The sequence below is a fragment of the Sphingomonas sp. UYAg733 genome, assembly GCF_054057355.1.
In genome coordinates, this window is the sequence record NZ_JBSRZE010000007.1 from 134,727 (window position 1) to 151,928 (window position 17,202).

Here is a 17,202-nt window from a genome sequence, read left to right on the forward strand (position 1 = left end):
GAAAGCGGCCCGCGGGAAGGGACATTCAGCCCGAACGGGCAGTGGCGATCACGGATGATACCGCCGTGCAACATGCTCGTTCAGATCCTCGGGATAAAAATAGACCGGGCGCAGCCGACCATCGGCGTAACGCTGCGCCTGATCGTTGAAATGCGGTGACGCTGGATCACCGCTTTCGCCGCCGGCGGTGACTGCCCAGGCACGGACCCTGGGGCCGAACTCGACCACCGCGACGAAGCTGTTGCCGCTGCTACCGTAATAGTTGCGCGTATTCGGATAACGCTTCGCCCCGAAAGAGGCGAGCGAACCCCATTGCGCCGAGGTGAACGGTACCGCGATGCTCGGCTTCTTGTCGTCGAAATGCGGTTCGATCGAATCGTCGATCCGCTGGAAGCGGTTGATCCGGCCCCATGGTACGCGCCAGCCGCCGAAATCACGGGTCAGGCGATCGACCGCCGCGCTCAGCGCCGCCAGCTTCGCCTCGGGCGAAACGCGCTTGGCGATATAGGAGGGCATGTCGATCCGCTCGGCCTGAGCGAACGACCCGACCTCGCCCCACAGCGCATCACCCCAGAACACAGCTAGCGAGGTCGCCTCGGATTGGGCGCCCCAGCGATAATCCCAACCCTTCAGCGCAGTGATCGGCCCGGCGAGCCTGACGCGCGCGGGGTCGGCGGCGGGCAGCGCGTCGAAGGCGGCGGTGAGCTGCGGGATCAACGTGGCGAAGGCGGGCAGGTAGCTGTCATACGCCGCCGCGATCAACCGCTCGGGTGTGAAATCATGCCGACCCGCCAACAGCATATCGGCATGCACGCCACGCGCATTCTCGCCCGCATCGTCCATGTATCGCGGGAAATCCGCCGCCTTTGGACTGTCCCGGCCGGCCGCCGTCCACGGCCAGTTATTGGTGTTCTTGGCCCAGCCGACCGTGGGATCGATCACGCTCGGCAGCGTGGCGAGCGGATGCAGCCCCTTCCAGTCGGTCGCCGGATCCGATCCGTCGACAGGCTGAGTATAATCGAACAGATCGCTGCGGATCGGGACGAATTGCGGGTGGAGATAAGCGATCTCTCCCTTGCTGTCGGCGAACAGCGTATCGTTGGATGAATTGGCCTGGCGTGCCGCGACCTTGAGATAGGAGCCGAGATCGGTCGCCTTGGTGCGCAGCCAGCTTTGTTCGAGCGCGGGTATCGGTTTCCACATCAGCGCCTGGGCGATCCAGCGTCCTTTCTGCTCGCCGACCACAGGCCCATGATGCGTGCGATAGACAGTGAACGATCGCTCGCTTCGTGATCCGTCGGGCTTGCGAAAGGCGAGGGCGATCGTGTCGCTGGTCACCGGCCGCAATGCCTTGCCATAGCGATAGAAGGTCTTGCCATTCTGCCGCACCATGTCTTCGGCGAACTGATCGACATTGTCGACGCCGGACGATGTGTGCATCCAGCCGACCTTCGAATTGAAGCCCTGATAGATGAAGAATTGTCCCCAGGTCACCGCGCCATAGGCGTTGAGGCCCTCGCTGCTGGTCATCTGCAGCTCGGACCGGAAATAGAAACTGGTGTGCGGGTTGATCAGCAACAGCGCGCGGCCGGCGACCGTGTTCCTCGGTGCGATCGCGATGCCGTTCGATCCGCGTGGTTCTTTCGGAATAGCCCCGCGCTCCTCGGCGGTCGCGGCGACTTGCTGCTTGCCGTAGAAACTGGCCAGGCCGGATAGCGGAATCCGCTCGATATCGCCGCCGATGCTACCCTCGGTGAAGGACAGCGCCATCCACGGCTCGAAACGGGTCAGCACAGCAGGATGCGCTTGCGGGTGCATCGCGAGATAATAGTTCAGCCCATCGGCCCAGGCCTGCATCAGGCTGCGCAGCCAGGCCGGGCTGGCGCGATGGCGCGCCTTCAGGCCGACCGGATCGGCATAGAGACGCTGGCGCAGATCCTGCCAGATCTTCGCCTCGCCCTGCGCCTCGGCTGTGCGGCCCAGCGCGGTCAGGTAATTGGCCTCGACCCGCCCGAAATCATCCTCCGCCTGGGCGTAGATCATGCCGAACACCGCATCGGCGTCGCTGCGCCCGGCGACATGCGCAATGCCCCAATCGTCGCGCGTGATGGTGACCCGCGCCGCCTGCGCCTTCCAGCGCAGCATCTCCGCGCCGGGCGCGGCATGCGCGACCGCAGGGATGGACAGGTAAAGCGCCAGCAGCGCGGCTTTTATCGACATCGCATCATTTCCCCTGCCCTAGATGAATCGCGGGATCGGCCGCGGGTGCGGCGTCATCCGGTCGCTCAGGTCGAAGTCGATTTCATCGACATAACACCAGCCCCATCCTTCGGGCGGATCATAACCCTCGATGATCGGATGGCTGGTGGCATGGTAATGTCTGGTCGCGTGCTTGTTGGGCGAATCGTCGCAGCAACCGACATGGCCACAGGTCCGGCACAGCCGTAGATGGACCCACCAGCTGCCGATGCGCATACATTCCTCGCAGCCATCCGCGCTCGGCGTCACATCCGCGATGCCCTGTTGATGGGGACAAGTGTCGGTCATCTGGAATATCCCGCGTCGCGCCTCTGATCGGGCACGATGCTAACAGCGCGCGCCGCCGGCAGAAAGCCCGGCATCACTCGACCGCATCGACCGGGCGTACGACTCTAACCGTCCGCGCAAGCCGCGAAGCCAGGTGGGCCCGTTCAGCGATCGTGTAAATTCGCCAACGCGATCCCGGCGAGATTCTGCGCTCGCCCGATCCGTCTGACCCGCGCGCTGCCCAAAGGCAAAGCGAGTGCCCGGAATGTTTCCAGATGGGCGCGAAGTTCGGTGCTGCCGCATTTAGCGCCATTGGCCTGGTTCACCACCATCGCGGAATCGCCGACCAGCACGAAGTTGGTCAGGTCGAGCGACCGCGCGATACGCAAACCCTCGATCAGCGCCAGCCACTCGGCGTCGCTGTTCGTACCGAGCCCGAGATTCTGCGAGACATAAGTGCGGCCCAACGCGACGACCGCGATCTCCATTTCGCCGGGGTTGGGGCGGCAGCCGCCATCGAAGAAAATCCTGATCCTGCGCTGCCGCCTCATATCGCCTGTATAACGCCGCCGCCTGATATTGGGGAATCGCTACCGCATCAATCGATCAGCCTGAACCGAATCGCCGTGCCGCCGCCGGGCGCCATATCGAAGGTCAGGCTATCCTTGCTGGTCACGGCCTGTTTGACGACCTGAAGCGCGGTCGGGTTGGTGCGGTAATCCGCGCCCGGCCCGTCGCGATAGATTTGCGCTTCATACTTCTTGCCCGGCGTGAGGAAGTCGAGCGGCTGGGTCAGTTTGCGCGCGGACTCATCGGTCAGCGCGCCGAGGAACCAGTCCTTGCCGCTGCGTGGCTGGCGCGCGACGACGATATAGTCGCCGATCTCGCCGGCCAGCGTCTTCGATGTCTCCCAATCGGTCGGTACGTCGCGGACGAACTGGAACGCGTCAGGCCGCGCTTCGTAATTCTCCGGCAGGTCGGCCGCCATATGCACCGGGCTGTAAAGCACGACATAGAGCGCGAGCTGCGTCGCCAAGGTCGATTGTACGCGCCGTGTCAGTTCGGTCGTGCCGCGCGGGATGTCGAAAATGCCCGGGGTATAATCCATCGGCCCCCCCAGCATGCGCGTGAAGGGCAGGATCACGGTGTGCTCGGGCGGGTTGGTCGGCCTGCCCCAGGCATTGAATTCCTGGCCGCGCGCGCCTTCGCGGCTGATCATGTTCGGCCAGGTGCGGCGCATGCCGGTGTCCTTGACCGGTTCATGCGCGTCGATCGCGATGTGATATTTCGCCGCGACCTGGGCTGCGTGCAAATTGTGACGCACCATATATTGCCCGGCGAACCATTGATGGCCACCTTGTGCGTCGATAATCTCACCGCTGTGCCGCACATAGCCGGTCTTCACCGCGGACACGCCAACGCTCTGATAGAGCTTCATCGCGTCCTCGATCTGGTTCTCGTAATTGACCACCGCGCCGCCGGTCTCGTGATGCCCGATCAGCTTGACGCCCTTGGCTTTGCCATAAGCGATGATCGACTTCAGGTCGAAATCGGGATAGGATTTGGTGAAGCTGAACTTGTCGCCATTGGCGATCCAGTCGCCATCCCAGCCCTGGTTCCAGCCCTCGACCAGCACGCCGTCGAATCCGTACTTTGCGGCGAAGTCCATATAATGTTCGACATTGGCGGTGGTCGCTCCATGTCGCACGCCGCTGCCCCAGGTGGTTTTGGCGAGATGCATTTCCCACCACACGCCGACATATTTGCCCGGCTTGAACCACGAGATATCGGCGATCTTGCTCGGCTCGTTGAGATTGAGTTCGATCCGGCTGTCGGCGAGCGCGCCGGCGCTGTCGCCGATCAATATGGTGCGCCACGGCGTGGTGAACGGACCGGTCTTGCGCGCCAGCACGCCGTCCGGCCAGGGCATTAGCCAAGCGGTCAAGGTGCCGGTGCCATTACCTTCGAGAAGCATGCTCGGGAAATCGACCAGAGCCGCTTCGTGGAACGACAGGTACAGCCCGTTCTCGCCTTTCAGGGTCAGCGGCGTCTCGGCGAGCGTGATGCGCCGCGCATCGGTCTGGGTATAGAGATATTCGTCGCGCTCCTGGCCGAGGCCCTGATACCACCAGGCCTGATAGGCACCGACGGTGTGGAACTGGGTGCGGTCGCCAGTCACCGACACGGCCTGGCCGGCGGGAATCGCGCCATAGCCGTAGCGAAACCCGATCCCGTCATCGAACAGGCGGAAGGTCAGGCCGACGCTTTTGTTGAGCGGCGTGTCGCCGGACAGCGTCACGCTCAACTCGGTATGATTGTCGCGGATGAGGCGCTGTTCGCCCCAGGGTTGTTCCCAATTGCTGTCCGAGGTCGTGCGCCGCGCGGCACTCACCGCACTGTAGCGCGTACCCGGCTCGCCCGCGAACTGCAGCCCAAGCGCAGAGGGCGCGAGCACGACGGCGCCCTTGCGGCTCACGGCGTAAAAGGCTTGGCCGCCCTCGACGAACACACAGACCTCGATCACCTTGCCCGGCGACTGGGCACATTCGCGCGTTGCGGCTTGCGCGGCGGTCGCACCGCTTAATGCGGCAAGCGTTAGGAGGGAACGGAAGATCATCATCAGGTCTCTTTTCTGGGGAGCAAGGGGCCGGGGCGGCGGCGTCAGGGGGATTTGAGAAAGGCCTTGAGCAATTGCTGTTTCAATGTCGCCCGCAAGTGCTGGCTGGCGCGCCCGAGCAGGCCGCGCAGCGGCGCGGGGATGTGCGCAACGGCGTTGTCGTCGTCAGCAAAAACATATGTCTCGAACATCGCACGCCAATAGGTGCGCTCGCCCGGCGGCAGATCCTTGATCGCGAGCAGGGCGGTCAGGAATATGTCGTTTGGGTTTTCGATGCCGGTTGCGGCGTCGCCCCACCAGTAATTGACCATCGCATTATACGGATCGAGCGAGGTCACATGATGCCACCAATATTTCGGCATCAGGATCGCATCGCCCGGCGCGAGATATGCCACCTGCGCCGCGCCGATCGCGTCGCGGTAACGCGGGAAACGATCGAGATCGGGCGCTTCGGGATCGACCAGCGACAAAGGCGGCGGGTTGTCGAACGGGCCGATATAAAGATTGCCGACCTGGTCGGGCGGGAAGAGCAGGAAGCGCCGCCGGCCCGCAATCACGCAAGCGAGATTATGGTCGCGATCGTTATGCGTCTGGGTGCGTACTGCGCCGCCCAGCCACAAGCGCGGCGGCACGGCCGGCAGTAGCGGCATCGGGTTGTCACGCACGAAATCGGGCAGGTCGCTGGCCAGTGGCAGCATCTGGATCGCGACATAGGGCGCATCGGGCATGCCGGTCAGCCGCTCGATCCGGTCGAGCGTCTCGCGCATCGCACGCTGACGCTTGGAGAAGCTGAACTCGCGCAGGTCGGCGGCATAACCAAAGCGCCCGCCGCTCCGCGCCGGCGCTTCCATCACCGGCCCCGGTAGGCCGCGATCCATCGCCCGAAGATAGTCGTTGAGCCGTTCGGCCGATTGTCGCCCCGCCGCCAGCGCCGGCCAGGTATCGAACAGGCCGGTCAGCACCAGCGGTAGTCCGGCCGCCGCCAGGGCCTGCAGCTCGGCGGGGGAGGCGGCCGATCCGCTCGCGACGCGCGGCAAGGCATCGAACGGGTCGATCTCCAGGTGATGTGCCACGGCCGCGTTCATGCCGCTTCGCTCCGGCAGAAGCTGGCCAGATACCCATCGTGCGTCGGCTGTTTCAGCACCTCCTGCTTGATGAAACCCAGGATGCGGCGGAACTCCTGCTTCATTAAATCGGCCTGGGTACGATTGATCGCCGGCGGCCAGGTTTCGGGCATCAGCCCCAGGCCGACGAACAGCGCCTGCCAGCTGTCGATCGAGAAGCTCTCGTCCTCCATCGGCGCGACATCGCCGCGTGCCGCGAAGGTCGCGATCTTGTGCGCCAGCGAGTCCGGCCGCTCGCCCTCGCGCGCCGCCGACCAGAACGGGGAATCGCCATAGCGGTTGAGCGCATAATAGGCCGCCTGGAAGTCGCGCACGCGCTCCTGCGCGGATCGCATCAGCCGGTTGTATTCGGCGCGTTCGGCGGCGAACTGCCCGCTCACCGGGAACAGCTGAAGCAGATGGACCAGCCCCAATTGGCTTGCATGGAGATCGACGCCATGGACCGGGTCGAATGCGCACGCGGCCGCGCCGATCGCGATGCAATTGCCTTCCCATGCGGAGAGACTTCGACCGGGATCGATCGTCTCGATCGCCGCGTCGGTGACGTTCAGCCCCGATGCCACCACCATGGCGCGCAGCGCGTCATCGTCGCTGCACCGGGCGCTCGAATAAGCGTGGACGAGATGGGTCGCGATCTGGCTGGGGAACAGCCCGGTCCAGCCTGCGGCCGAAGCGCGGATCTCGCCATAGGCTGGAACCGAGGCGAAGTGCGGTGCCTGCGCGCTCAGCTTGCGATCGACCCCGAATTGCGCGCGCCAGGACTCGCGCCCGACGCCCAGTGCTTTGCCGATCAGCAACGCTTCTGGTCCGGTCGTATCGACGAACAGTTCGCCATCGATTCGGCGCCCACCGTCGAGTGTCAGCGCGCGGATACCGTGTTCGGCGTCGCGCTCGACGCTCATCTCGCTCGCACGATTGATGACCACGCCGAACCGAGCGGCCAGCGATTTCAGCGTGGCGACATAACGAATGGCCGGCAGGTGATAGGCATAATCGGTCCGGCCAAACGTCTCGGTTGCTTCGTCCGGCAGCATCATCCGCCCCTGCTTCGCGGCGGCGGCGGTCAGGCAGAAATCCTCGAACGCGACATCCAGCCCGAACGCGCGTGCCTTGACCCAATAAGGGAAGAAGGCGTTGCGATCGATCGGCGCGCCATAGGATCCGCTCGCGTGCATGAAGGACGGGGTCGTGCCGCTGCTGTCGACGAAATTCTGCCCGAAGGAAAAACTGCCGCCGGTCGTACGCAGCAACACGGCCTCATCGAGCCGCAGCTGGTTGTGCAGCGCCTCGAGCGGCGGCTGCGTCACGATGACATCGGCGGCGCGCAATCGGCTCGGCAGCTCGACCGCCTCGACCTTCACCCCGGCCGGCCCCAGCGCGCGCTGGATGACGCTGGCCGAGATCCACAACGCCGCGTCGCGGCCGGCGACCACCACCCGGCTCGGCGCCAGGTCACTCATGACGGCATCCCCGCCACATCGGCGCCGGCACAATACCCCGCTACGAACTCGCTGTGCGACGGCATCGCCGCAGTGTTGGTCGCGATCCGGTCGGCCAGGTCGGTCAGCTTCGTGTCGAGCGTGTCGAGGTCAAGCGCATCGGCCAGCCGGTCATAACCGCCCGGCATGATCCCTTGCCCGATCAGCACCGACAGCCAGCTGTCGCGCGCGAACAGTCCATATTGGTAATTGGGGGCGGTCGCGCGCGATCGGAACAGTTCGATCTTGTGTGCCAGGCTGTCGGGCACCGTCATGTCGCGGACATAGTCCCACAGCGGTTCGCCGATCCGCTCATTGGCGATGTAATGCAGAATCAGGAAGTCGCGCACACGCTCATATTGCATCTCGGCGAGACGGTTGAACTCGCTCGCCAGCCGCGGGTCGATCTTTCCGCTTTGACCGGCGGACGGCATCAGGTTGATCAGGTCGATGACCGCGGCCTGGATCAGGAAGATACTGGTCGATTCCAGCGGTTCGAGAAAACCGCTCGCCAGGCCGATCGCGACGCAATTGCCCGCCCATGCCCGAACCCGTCGACCGGGCGAGAAGCGCAGCAGTCTCGGCTCTCCCTGCGCCGCACCGTCGAGTTGGGCGAGCAACGTGTCGCGTGCGTCCTCGACCTCGATGAACTGGCTCGAAAAGACGTAACCATTGCCGGTCCGGTGCTGCAGCGGAATGCGCCAGGTCCAGCCGGCGCGCTGCGCCGTCAACCGCGTATAGGGCGGGAAGTCATCCGTCCGGTCGCACGGCACCGCCAGCGCGCGATCGCATGGCAGCCAGTGCGTCCAATCCTGCCATGCGACGTCAAATGTGCCGCCGATCAGCATCGAGCGGAAACCCGTGCAGTCGACGAACAGATCGCCTTCGATCCGCTCGCCGGATTTCAGCGTCAGCGCCGTGATATCGCCCGATTGCGCGTCACGCGCGATGTCGTTGACCAGACCCTCGATCCGCCGGCCCCCGCGCGCGACCGTCCACCGGCGCAGGAACTGGGCATAAAGGCCGGCGTCGAAATGATAGGCATAAGCATAGGTCGAGCGGATCGATTTGAGGTCTTCGTTGGGAAATTCAAAGGCATGGAGCCGGGCAGCGGTGACCGCATAGGAATAGGCGTCGAGCGGTGCGACGTCGCGGCCCGCCAGTCGTGCACGGACCCAGTGATGTTGGAAATCGACCCCGCCCCATGGTTCGCCGAACACGCCGAACGGGTGGATATAAGCCTCGCCCTTGCGGTGCCAGTCGCGAAACTGGATGCCCAGTTTGAACGTGGCCTGGGTCTCGCGCATGAATTCGGCTTCGTCGATGCCGAGCATGTCGTTGAAGATCTTGATGTGCGGCAGGGTCGCCTCGCCGACGCCGACCGTGCCGATCTCGTCCGACTCGATCAGGGTGACCGCATAGTCCGCCGGGTCGAGCCGCCCGATCAGCCCCGCCGCGCACATCCAGCCAGCCGTGCCGCCGCCGACGATGACGATCCTGAACCGGGGGACGATCCCGAACGGGGGCGGGGGCATGGTTGCTTCTTCCTGCTGCACGCGCGTCTGTTACCCGACCACATCGGAAAAAAGGCGTCGCCGCAGTGCGCGACGACGCCAAGGGAAGGTCAGAACTTGAACCGCGCGCCGAACTGGAAGCGCCGGTCGCTGCGTCCCCAGTTCGAGTCGAGAAAGACCGGCTTGGCGCCCGGTGTCCTTATCGTGTCGCCGAAGATCTGCTGCTGATACACCGTCGTCGTGTTGAGCAGGTTCGATCCCTCGACCGACAGCTCGATATATTTATTGACCGAGACGCGCAGCGACCCGTCGAGGAAACCGGCTGCCTTCTGGAACACCGGCAGGCCGATACAGCAGTCGAGATTGTTGGTCAGGAAGCGCGACCGCCAGTTATAGGCGACGCGGAGGCCGACCGGGCCATATTCGTACAGGCCGACAATGTTGAAGGTGTGATCGGAGATACCCGCCAGGCGATGCGAATCGATCACCGGGCCGCGGCCGCCGCTCACGTCCAGCCCGGCGCCCTGGCCACCGGTGCCGCCGGCATCGAGCGCGCCCACGGCGATCAGGTTCGAATTGTTGATCCCCGACTGTTTGACGAAGGTGTAGTTGACCTGGGTACCCAGACCCTTGAGCGCTCCGGGCAGGAAGTCGAAGAAGGTCTGGTACGCAGCTTCGAAGCCATAGAGCTTGCCGCCGCCCTTCTCGTTGCGCGGCCCGCGCAACAACACCGTCTGGGTCGAGCCATTGTTGGTGAGTTCACGCGTGAAGTCGCCATAGGCGATGCTGTTGTGCAGCTGTTTGTAGAACGCGCCGAAGCTGAATGAGCTGCTCTTGCCCATATAACGTTCATAGGTGAGGTCGAACTGATCGGCGAGTACCGGCTTCAGTCCGGCAAAACCCGATTCCGCGCGGAACACGAAATTATATCCCGTGATGTTTCCCTGTGCGTCACGCACGATATAGGGGGAGGTTGCGGTGCCGTCGTAGACCGGTGCCTGAATGGCGACGAAATTCCGCAACAGGCCGAAATCCGGACGGGACATGGCGCGCGATGCCGCGAAGCGGATGAACTGCTTGCTGTCGAGACCGAAGCGAACGTTCAAGGTCGGCAGGACGTTGGTATAGTCTGTCTTGTAATTGTTGGCTTCGCTTCCGCCATTTGCGAAGGCTCGAACCGTAGGTGTCAGAAAGCAGCTTGGATTTACGACCCAATTGACGGGCCGGGGACCCGAACAGGGTGTCGCATTATCAAAAGTATTCGCATTCGGAAAACCGATATTGCCGACGCTGTCGATACTGGTCCTGACCACGCGGACGCCGATATTGCCCTGAATGCCAACGTCTCCGAAGATCGTCTTGTCATCCCCGCCGAAGCGCAGCATCGCATAGCCGGCGGTCGTCTTTTCTTTTACCTGCATCACTTCCTGCGGCAGGAAACAGCTATCGGCGATGAGGCCGCTCCGGTCGCAGATCGGCGACCAGCCGGGGTCGAGCGGCGAGTTGGTGTTAGGCTTGCTCAGCGATGAGACGAGAGAGTCGAAATTCCTGAGCGTCTCGCGGTTCAGATAGACCAAATTGCCATTGTCATAGACATTGCCATTGTAGAAACCGCTGCCCAGGCTGGTCGATTCCCAGATACCCGCACCATAGCCCTGGAAATCGTCATGCGGCTGCGCACAGGCGGGGTAAACGGCCGGCGCGGTGTTGTCGATGTTGAAGCCTGGCCCGTTGCAGTTCCAGGGGGCGGCGATCGGCGACCAGTTGAAGGTCGAATAGCGCACCGTCTGGCTGCGATCGGCATAGCGCACACCGACTTTGAGCGAGTTGAGCCAACCGCCATCGGCGAACTCATATTCCACGTCGCCGCGCAGCGCGAACTCGTCCGCGTCATTGTCTTCCAGATGGCCCTGGATGAACGGAAGCCAGTAATTGTGCGGATTGGCGAGCCCGCCCGGCGCATAATTGACGTTCGAACCCGGCAACAGATTGACCGTCGGCGTGCCGTCGCGGTCCACGCTGTATTCCATGTTCGCCATCGATCCGACGGCGACCAGAATGTCGTTGTTTTTGGTGTGGGCCCAGATCTTCTGCACATCCAGATTGAGGTGGAGCCGGTCGTTCAGATCCCATTTGATATTGGCGGAAAGATCCTGGGTCCGTTCGCTATGATCGAAGTTCCGTGCTTCGTTCTGGAAGTAAAGGCCATCGCGCAGCGAACTGCAGGACGATCCGGCGCCGCAGAAATTGACGAACGGCAGGCCGGGAACGGCCGAGCCGGTGTCGATCGCGGTCTGCACACTGTCGAAACTGCCGCGCCAAGTGCCATGACCCTGGGTCAGCGTGCCCGATTGCAGCATTCCGTTCGGGCCGAACACGAAGGCGGACGTGCCGGGTGCTGGGCCGAGGGTGGTTGACGAGCGCGGGTTGAAGGCGGACGTGCCGTAATAATTGCCGTCGAAGAGCGTGTGCGAGGCGCGCTCGAGCCAGGCATTGCGATATCTGGAATCATTATATTGCACACTGGCGCGGAAATCGCCGGTCGGATCCTCATATTGCGCGGCCAGCGCGATGCCGCGCCGGGTGCGATCATAATCGACCTGCGAATAGCGGATACCGTCGGGCGCATAGGCCCAGCTGGTGCCGCCGAACGGATTGGCGGTACAGCCGATCGTGCCGTCGGCGCTGATGATCGCCTGGCCTAAGGCATCGACCGCACCGGCCGAGCAATAGGTGTCGATCTTGTCCATGATCACGCTCTCGGTGCGCGTCACGACATGCGAATGGGCGTAATTGGCGAGCAGGCCGAATTTGCCGATGGCGGTATCGGCCGAATAGCTCAGGATACCGGAATATTCATAATTCCAGTCCTTGGACCGGTCGCCATAAGTGGCCTTGAAATTGCCCGCGACAAGCAGGCCCTCGGTATCGAGCGGCAGGCGAGTGCGCAAATTGACCGTTCCGGCGATGCCGCCCTCGATCATCTCGGCGGTCTGGTTCTTGTAGGCGTCGACGCCCGCCATGAGTTCCGGCGAGACGTCGTTGAAGTTGAGCCCGCGCGATGCGTCGGCGGAGAAACTGTCGCGGCCGTTGAACTCGGTGCGGACCTGCGGCAGGCCGCGGATCAGCACGCCGGTCGGTTCGCCCGAAGGATGGGTGCTGTCGTCGCTCGACTGGAGGCGCGAGACGGTGATACCGGGCACGCGCTGAAGTGCTGCCGCGACCGACTTGTCGGGAAAGGCGCCGATGTCCGTCGCCGAGATCGAATCGACCACCGTGTCGGCGTTCTTCTTGGTATTTTGCGCGGTTGCGAGCGCCTGGCGCACGCCGACCACGACAATGTCGGTATCGTCGGCTGCCACGTCCGTCGCCGGCGCGCTGCCGGACGATGATTGCGGCTGGACCGCTGCATCGGCCACTGCGTTGGCAGCGAGCGACGTCTGCGCCTGTGCAGCGCCACCCAAGCCCATCGCCATCAGCGCCGTCAGCGACGCCCCACACAAAATGGCGCCACGGCCCCGATTCGAACGCATGTCTTTCATCATATCCCCTCCCGTTTGCCGCTTCTCGAACGAAGCGATCGATCTTCCACTACACAGATGCCGGGGCAGCCTTGCCCGACACCATCCCCAATTCAGGCCGTCAACCGAATGCCCGGCGCCGCGCGGCACCGGGTCGGTAATGGCAAAGATGTTCGAAGCGCCGCGATCGCGAACACCGGCATGGCGGTGTTCCGGCCCGATCGAGGCAGCGCGCGCGGTGCGCGAAATCCCATAAAATATCCCCCCTCGGTCCGCGGCGCTGCTTTGTTGCAGTCATGCCCGCTGGATGATCGAGCCGCAGGATCGCTGATCGACCCCCAAGCTCCAACTTGCATATCTTTGCGTAAACTTGCGGCGAACGCAAGAGCGATAATCTCACCTGACGCGATACTGATTTATCAGTTGATATCACAGGATATTTTCGGCGACAATCGAGTAAATCGGTCCCGGGATCAGTAATCATGCGTTGATGAATGACGCGCGCATTTCCCGAAAACCAATCCAGAGCGAAGCAGTTTATGCAACATTTGCATTGATCGGGCTCGACGCAGCGAAAAATCGCCGACTCGCCAGAGCCGGATCACTACGGTGCGCGGGATGGTCGAAAGTTCAAGCGATGGTGGCGCAGTCGGTCTTTTCGGGAATGGCCAATGTGCAGACAGCGCCCAGCGCGAGTGATCCAGCCGCCAGGGCAAGCGCCGATATCGCCTGCCCGCCGAACACATGCTCGACCAGAAAGCCGAGTACGGTGGCGGCGATGAGCTGCGGCAGCACCAGGAACATGTTGTGAATGCCCATATAGACGCCCATTTTATGCGATGGCACCGCGTCGGACAGCATCGCGTAGGGCATCGAGAGGATCGACGCCCAGGCGCAGCCGATGCCGATCGCGGGCAACCATAACAGCCGGGGATCGTCGAGCAGGACGAACCCGACCAGCCCCACGGCGCCGAGCAGCAGGCATAAAGCATGGCTCGCGCGCCGGCCGATCCGCGCAACCAGCGCGGGCAGCAGAAGAGCGACGATCGCCGCCACGCCATTATAGCCCGCGAACAATATGCCGACCCAGTCCGCACTCGCGCCATAGGTGGCGGATGCGACGTCGGTGGTGCGATAATGGCGCGTGGCGACCGCCGGGACGGCATAGACCCACATCGCGAACATGCCGAACCAGGTGAAGAACTGGACCACCGCCAGCCGTCGCATCACGCGGGGCATGTGCAATATGTCCTCGACGATCTCGATCAGCCCAAGCGAGGTCCGGCCGGCACGGCGCAGCCACACCGCTGCGATCTGCGTCACGCCGAACAGCAGGGCGATCGCCGCGACGACATAGATTTCGCGTTCATATCCCTGCACCGCGGCGATCAGCGCGAGCGCGATTCCGCCGATCGCCCATAACATGCCGGCGCGCGTGAGCGCGGCGCTGCCGCTGGCGGTCGGCACGGTGTGGCCGGCCAGCTCGGGTGTGTCGAGCGGGCCGGGACTCTCCGTCGTGGTGAACACCGTCCACATTACCGCCACGAGCAGAGTCGTGCCGCCGATATAGAATGCCAGATGAACCGATAGCGGCAACTGCCCCGGTCCGGCCTGGCCGCTCACCCCGAACCAGTGAGTCAGCATCCAGGGTAAAGCCGATGCGAAGACCGCGCCAAGCCCGATAAAGAATACCTGCATCGCAAAGCCGGTAGTGCGCTGTTCTTCGGGCAGCATATCGGCGAGGAAGGCGCGGAACGGCTCCATCGCGACATTGATCGACGCGGTGAGCAGCCACAGCATCAGGCTTGCCGACAGCAGCGAATGGACATTGGGCATGGCAAACAGCGCCAGCGCGCTCAGGATCGCGCCGCCAAGCAGATAGGGCCGGCGGCGACCGAGCGGCCCGCGCGTGCGATCGCTGAGATGGCCGATAATCGGCTGCACCAGCAGGCCGGTGATCGGTGCCGCGATCCATAATATGGCGAGTTCATCGACGTCCGCGCCCATCGTCTGGAAGATGCGGCTGGTGTTGACGTTCTGCAGGCCCCAGGCGATTTGCACCCCGAACAGGCCGCAGCACAGGTTCCATATCTGAAAGAATGCAAGGCGCGGCCTCCCCGGCATTCGGGCCGCCATTCGGGTTCCCATGTGGGTCGCTGTACCGATCCCGCGTTGTCGCACGCGGTCCTCCCCTTGCTTGCATTCCCCCCGTTTCGATGCATTAAGGTGGTCGAAATCGGTGGTTAAGCTTGGACGCAATGGGCAGCAGGAGCAACAACAATACAACACTGCAGGACCTAGCCAAGCTCGCCGGAGTCTCGGTTTCGACGGTGTCGCGCGCGCTCAACGATCAGCCGCTGATCAGCACGCGTACCAAACAGCGCATCTGGGCGCTGGCGCGCGACCATGAATATCCGTTCCGCCACTACATGCCATCCGGCCCGATCGGCGCGGAAGGCGCGATCACCATCGTGACGCCGCATATGCGCGGCGGGCCGCTGCCATTGTCGCATCCGTTCTTCCTCGAACTGCTCGCCAATATCGGCGAGGCGGCGCGTGCGCGGGCGTGCGATGTCACCGTCAGCCATACCGCGCCGAAGAATTACGAGGACCTGGTCCTGACCACCACGACGAGCCGCGCCAGCGGCGTGATCTTTCTCGGCCAGAGCATGCTGCACGATGCACTCAACCGGCTGGCCGGGACCGATGCGCGCTTCGTCGTGTGGGGTGCCGAGCTGCCGGGGCAGAAATATTGCTCGATCGGCACCGACAATCTGGCCGGCGGCAGGCGGGCCACGCTGCATCTGGCGCGGATGGGCCGCAAGACGATCATCTTTCTCGGCGGCAATGATCCCGAGGCATTGCAGCGCCGCCGCGGTTATCTCGACGGCATGAAGGAGAGCGGGCTGGAGGTCGATCCAAAGCTGGTCGCGCCGGTCGAATTCGAATTGGAATCCGCCGAAGCGGCGGTCAGCGGCCTGCTTCGCCGCGGCGTGGCGTTCGACGGAATCGTGGCGTCGAGCGACCTGATCGCACTCGGCGCGATCCGCGCGATCCGGCGCGTCGGCCTGTCGGTGCCCGAAGATGTTTCGGTGGTCGGTTATGACGATATGCTGCTCAGCCGCCTGAGCACGCCGGCGCTGACCACGATCCGGCAGGACACGCAGGAGGGTGGACGAAAACTGGTGTCGAGGATCCTCGATCACGAGAATAATTATCAGCCCGAACGCCTGCCCACCAACCTGATCGTCCGCGAATCCTGCGGCGCCTGAACGGGGGCGGCTAAGTCCGCTGTTTCAATCCCCTCCCTTCATGGCAGGGGTAAGGGGAGGGTGTGACAGCGAAGCGCATCACTCGGTGCGAAGCGCCGAGCTCTTCCCTTGTAGAAGGGGAAGTTAGGTCGCCAGACTCCATTGCCCGCGACCGGCGCGTTTCGCGGCGTAGAGCGCGACATCGGCCTGGGCCATCATCTCGCGCAGGGTGACCTTGCCACCGCCGGAACAGGATATCCCGACGCTCGCGCCGATATGCGCGCATGATCCCTTGATCTGGAAGGCCGACCCGAGTTCGACGACGATCCGTTCGGCGATCGTCTCGGCGAGAGACCGGTCGGCATCGAGCAGGATGATGCCGAATTCGTCTCCGCCGACACGCGCGACATAATCGCTCTCGCGCACCTGTCGCGGCAACCTTTTGCCCACTTCGCACAGCACCATGTCACCGGCCGTGTGACCCATATGGTCGTTGATATGCTTGAAATTGTCGAGGTCGATCAGCAACAGACAGGCCGAACGAGCGCCCAGATTGCCCGTCCCGATCGGCGTGGAGAGCATCTCCTCAAAACCGCGACGATTGTACAATCCGGTCAGATGATCGCGCACCACTTGCTCACGCAGCCTGGCGTTCGCCTCCTGCAGTTCGAGGCCGACTCGCCGGCGCTCGCTCAGGTCGACGATTTCGGAGATGAACTGGATCGGTGTGCCGTCCTCTTCGCGCACCACGGTCACGCTGAGCAGGACATGCAGGATCTCGCCGTCGTGCCGCAGATAGCGTTTCTCCATTTGATAAGTGTCGCGCTCGCCGCGCATCACGCTTTCGAACAGATGGAGGTCGGCCTTGATGTCATGAGGGTGGGTGAAGTCGGAAAAGTGCATGCCCGTAAGATCTTCGGCCGCATAGCCGAGCATCGTCGCAAAGGAGTGGTTCACTTCGACGCACTGGCCGGTGACGCTGATGATCGCCTTGCCGATCGCCGCGGCATGGAAACTCGCGCGGAACATCTGGCGACTGGTTCGGAGTTGCCGCTCCAGCGTACCGATCTCCTGCATGAAGCTCATCTTGGTTCCGCGGCTTGGCCGGTCGGCCCGTTCCGATCGCTGGAACGGGTTTAACGCGACCCGGTTAAGGATTGTTTTCCTTAAG

At 63.4% G+C, this 17,202-nt stretch carries 11 protein-coding genes; 1 reads left to right on the forward strand and 10 read right to left on the reverse strand.

Features of this window, described 5'->3' with window-relative positions; translation table 11 throughout:
- Positions 1-48: 48 nt before the first annotated feature.
- From ACVWZA_RS13695 to ACVWZA_RS13735, 9 genes are all read right to left on the reverse strand, one after another.
- Entirely contained in the window at positions 49-2,220 is a 2,172-nt protein-coding gene (locus tag ACVWZA_RS13695) for a penicillin acylase family protein (RefSeq protein ID WP_457311791.1), read from the reverse strand.
- An 18-nt stretch (positions 2,221-2,238) separates the two neighbouring features.
- Positions 2,239-2,547, reverse strand: coding sequence for a UBP-type zinc finger domain-containing protein (locus tag ACVWZA_RS13700; protein WP_457311792.1), 309 nt, complete (start codon positions 2,545-2,547; stop codon positions 2,239-2,241).
- A 143-nt stretch (positions 2,548-2,690) separates the two neighbouring features.
- Entirely contained in the window at positions 2,691-3,077 is a 387-nt protein-coding gene (locus tag ACVWZA_RS13705) for a reverse transcriptase-like protein (protein ID WP_457311794.1), read from the reverse strand.
- A 47-nt stretch (positions 3,078-3,124) separates the two neighbouring features.
- On the reverse strand, positions 3,125-5,146 hold the full coding sequence (locus tag ACVWZA_RS13710; RefSeq protein WP_457311795.1) for a glycoside hydrolase family 97 protein: 2,022 nt from the start codon (positions 5,144-5,146) through the stop codon (positions 3,125-3,127).
- Positions 5,147-5,187: 41 nt separating this feature from the next.
- Positions 5,188-6,228: a cupin-like domain-containing protein gene (locus ACVWZA_RS13715; RefSeq protein ID WP_457311796.1), complete on the reverse strand. Its 1,041-nt coding sequence runs from the start codon at positions 6,226-6,228 to the stop codon at positions 5,188-5,190.
- Positions 6,225-7,727 carry a tryptophan 7-halogenase gene (locus ACVWZA_RS13720; RefSeq protein WP_457311797.1) on the reverse strand — a complete coding sequence of 501 codons (1,503 nt, stop codon included), beginning with the start codon at positions 7,725-7,727 and terminating at the stop codon, positions 6,225-6,227. Before ACVWZA_RS13720 ends, ACVWZA_RS13715 begins: the two co-directional genes overlap by 4 nt.
- Positions 7,724-9,280, reverse strand: coding sequence for a tryptophan halogenase family protein (locus tag ACVWZA_RS13725; RefSeq protein ID WP_457311798.1), 1,557 nt, complete (start codon positions 9,278-9,280; stop codon positions 7,724-7,726). Before ACVWZA_RS13725 ends, ACVWZA_RS13720 begins: the two co-directional genes overlap by 4 nt.
- Before the next feature lie 89 nt (positions 9,281-9,369).
- Positions 9,370-12,792: a TonB-dependent receptor gene (locus tag ACVWZA_RS13730; protein ID WP_457311799.1), complete on the reverse strand. Its 3,423-nt coding sequence runs from the start codon at positions 12,790-12,792 to the stop codon at positions 9,370-9,372.
- A gap of 618 nt (positions 12,793-13,410) precedes the next feature.
- Positions 13,411-14,904 (reverse strand): MFS transporter, encoded by a 1,494-nt coding sequence (locus ACVWZA_RS13735; protein ID WP_457311800.1) that lies wholly within the window; start codon positions 14,902-14,904, stop codon positions 13,411-13,413.
- Between the two features lie 134 nt (positions 14,905-15,038).
- On the opposite strand from ACVWZA_RS13735, the gene ACVWZA_RS13740 reads away from it, so the two are divergent.
- Positions 15,039-16,052: a LacI family DNA-binding transcriptional regulator gene (locus tag ACVWZA_RS13740; RefSeq protein ID WP_457311801.1), complete on the forward strand. Its 1,014-nt coding sequence runs from the start codon at positions 15,039-15,041 to the stop codon at positions 16,050-16,052.
- Between the two features lie 123 nt (positions 16,053-16,175).
- Here ACVWZA_RS13740 and ACVWZA_RS13745 read toward each other — a convergent pair whose 3' ends face one another.
- Complete coding sequence (locus ACVWZA_RS13745) at positions 16,176-17,117, reverse strand: diguanylate cyclase (RefSeq protein WP_457311802.1); 942 nt, start codon at positions 17,115-17,117, stop codon at positions 16,176-16,178.
- Positions 17,118-17,202 lie beyond the last annotated feature (85 nt).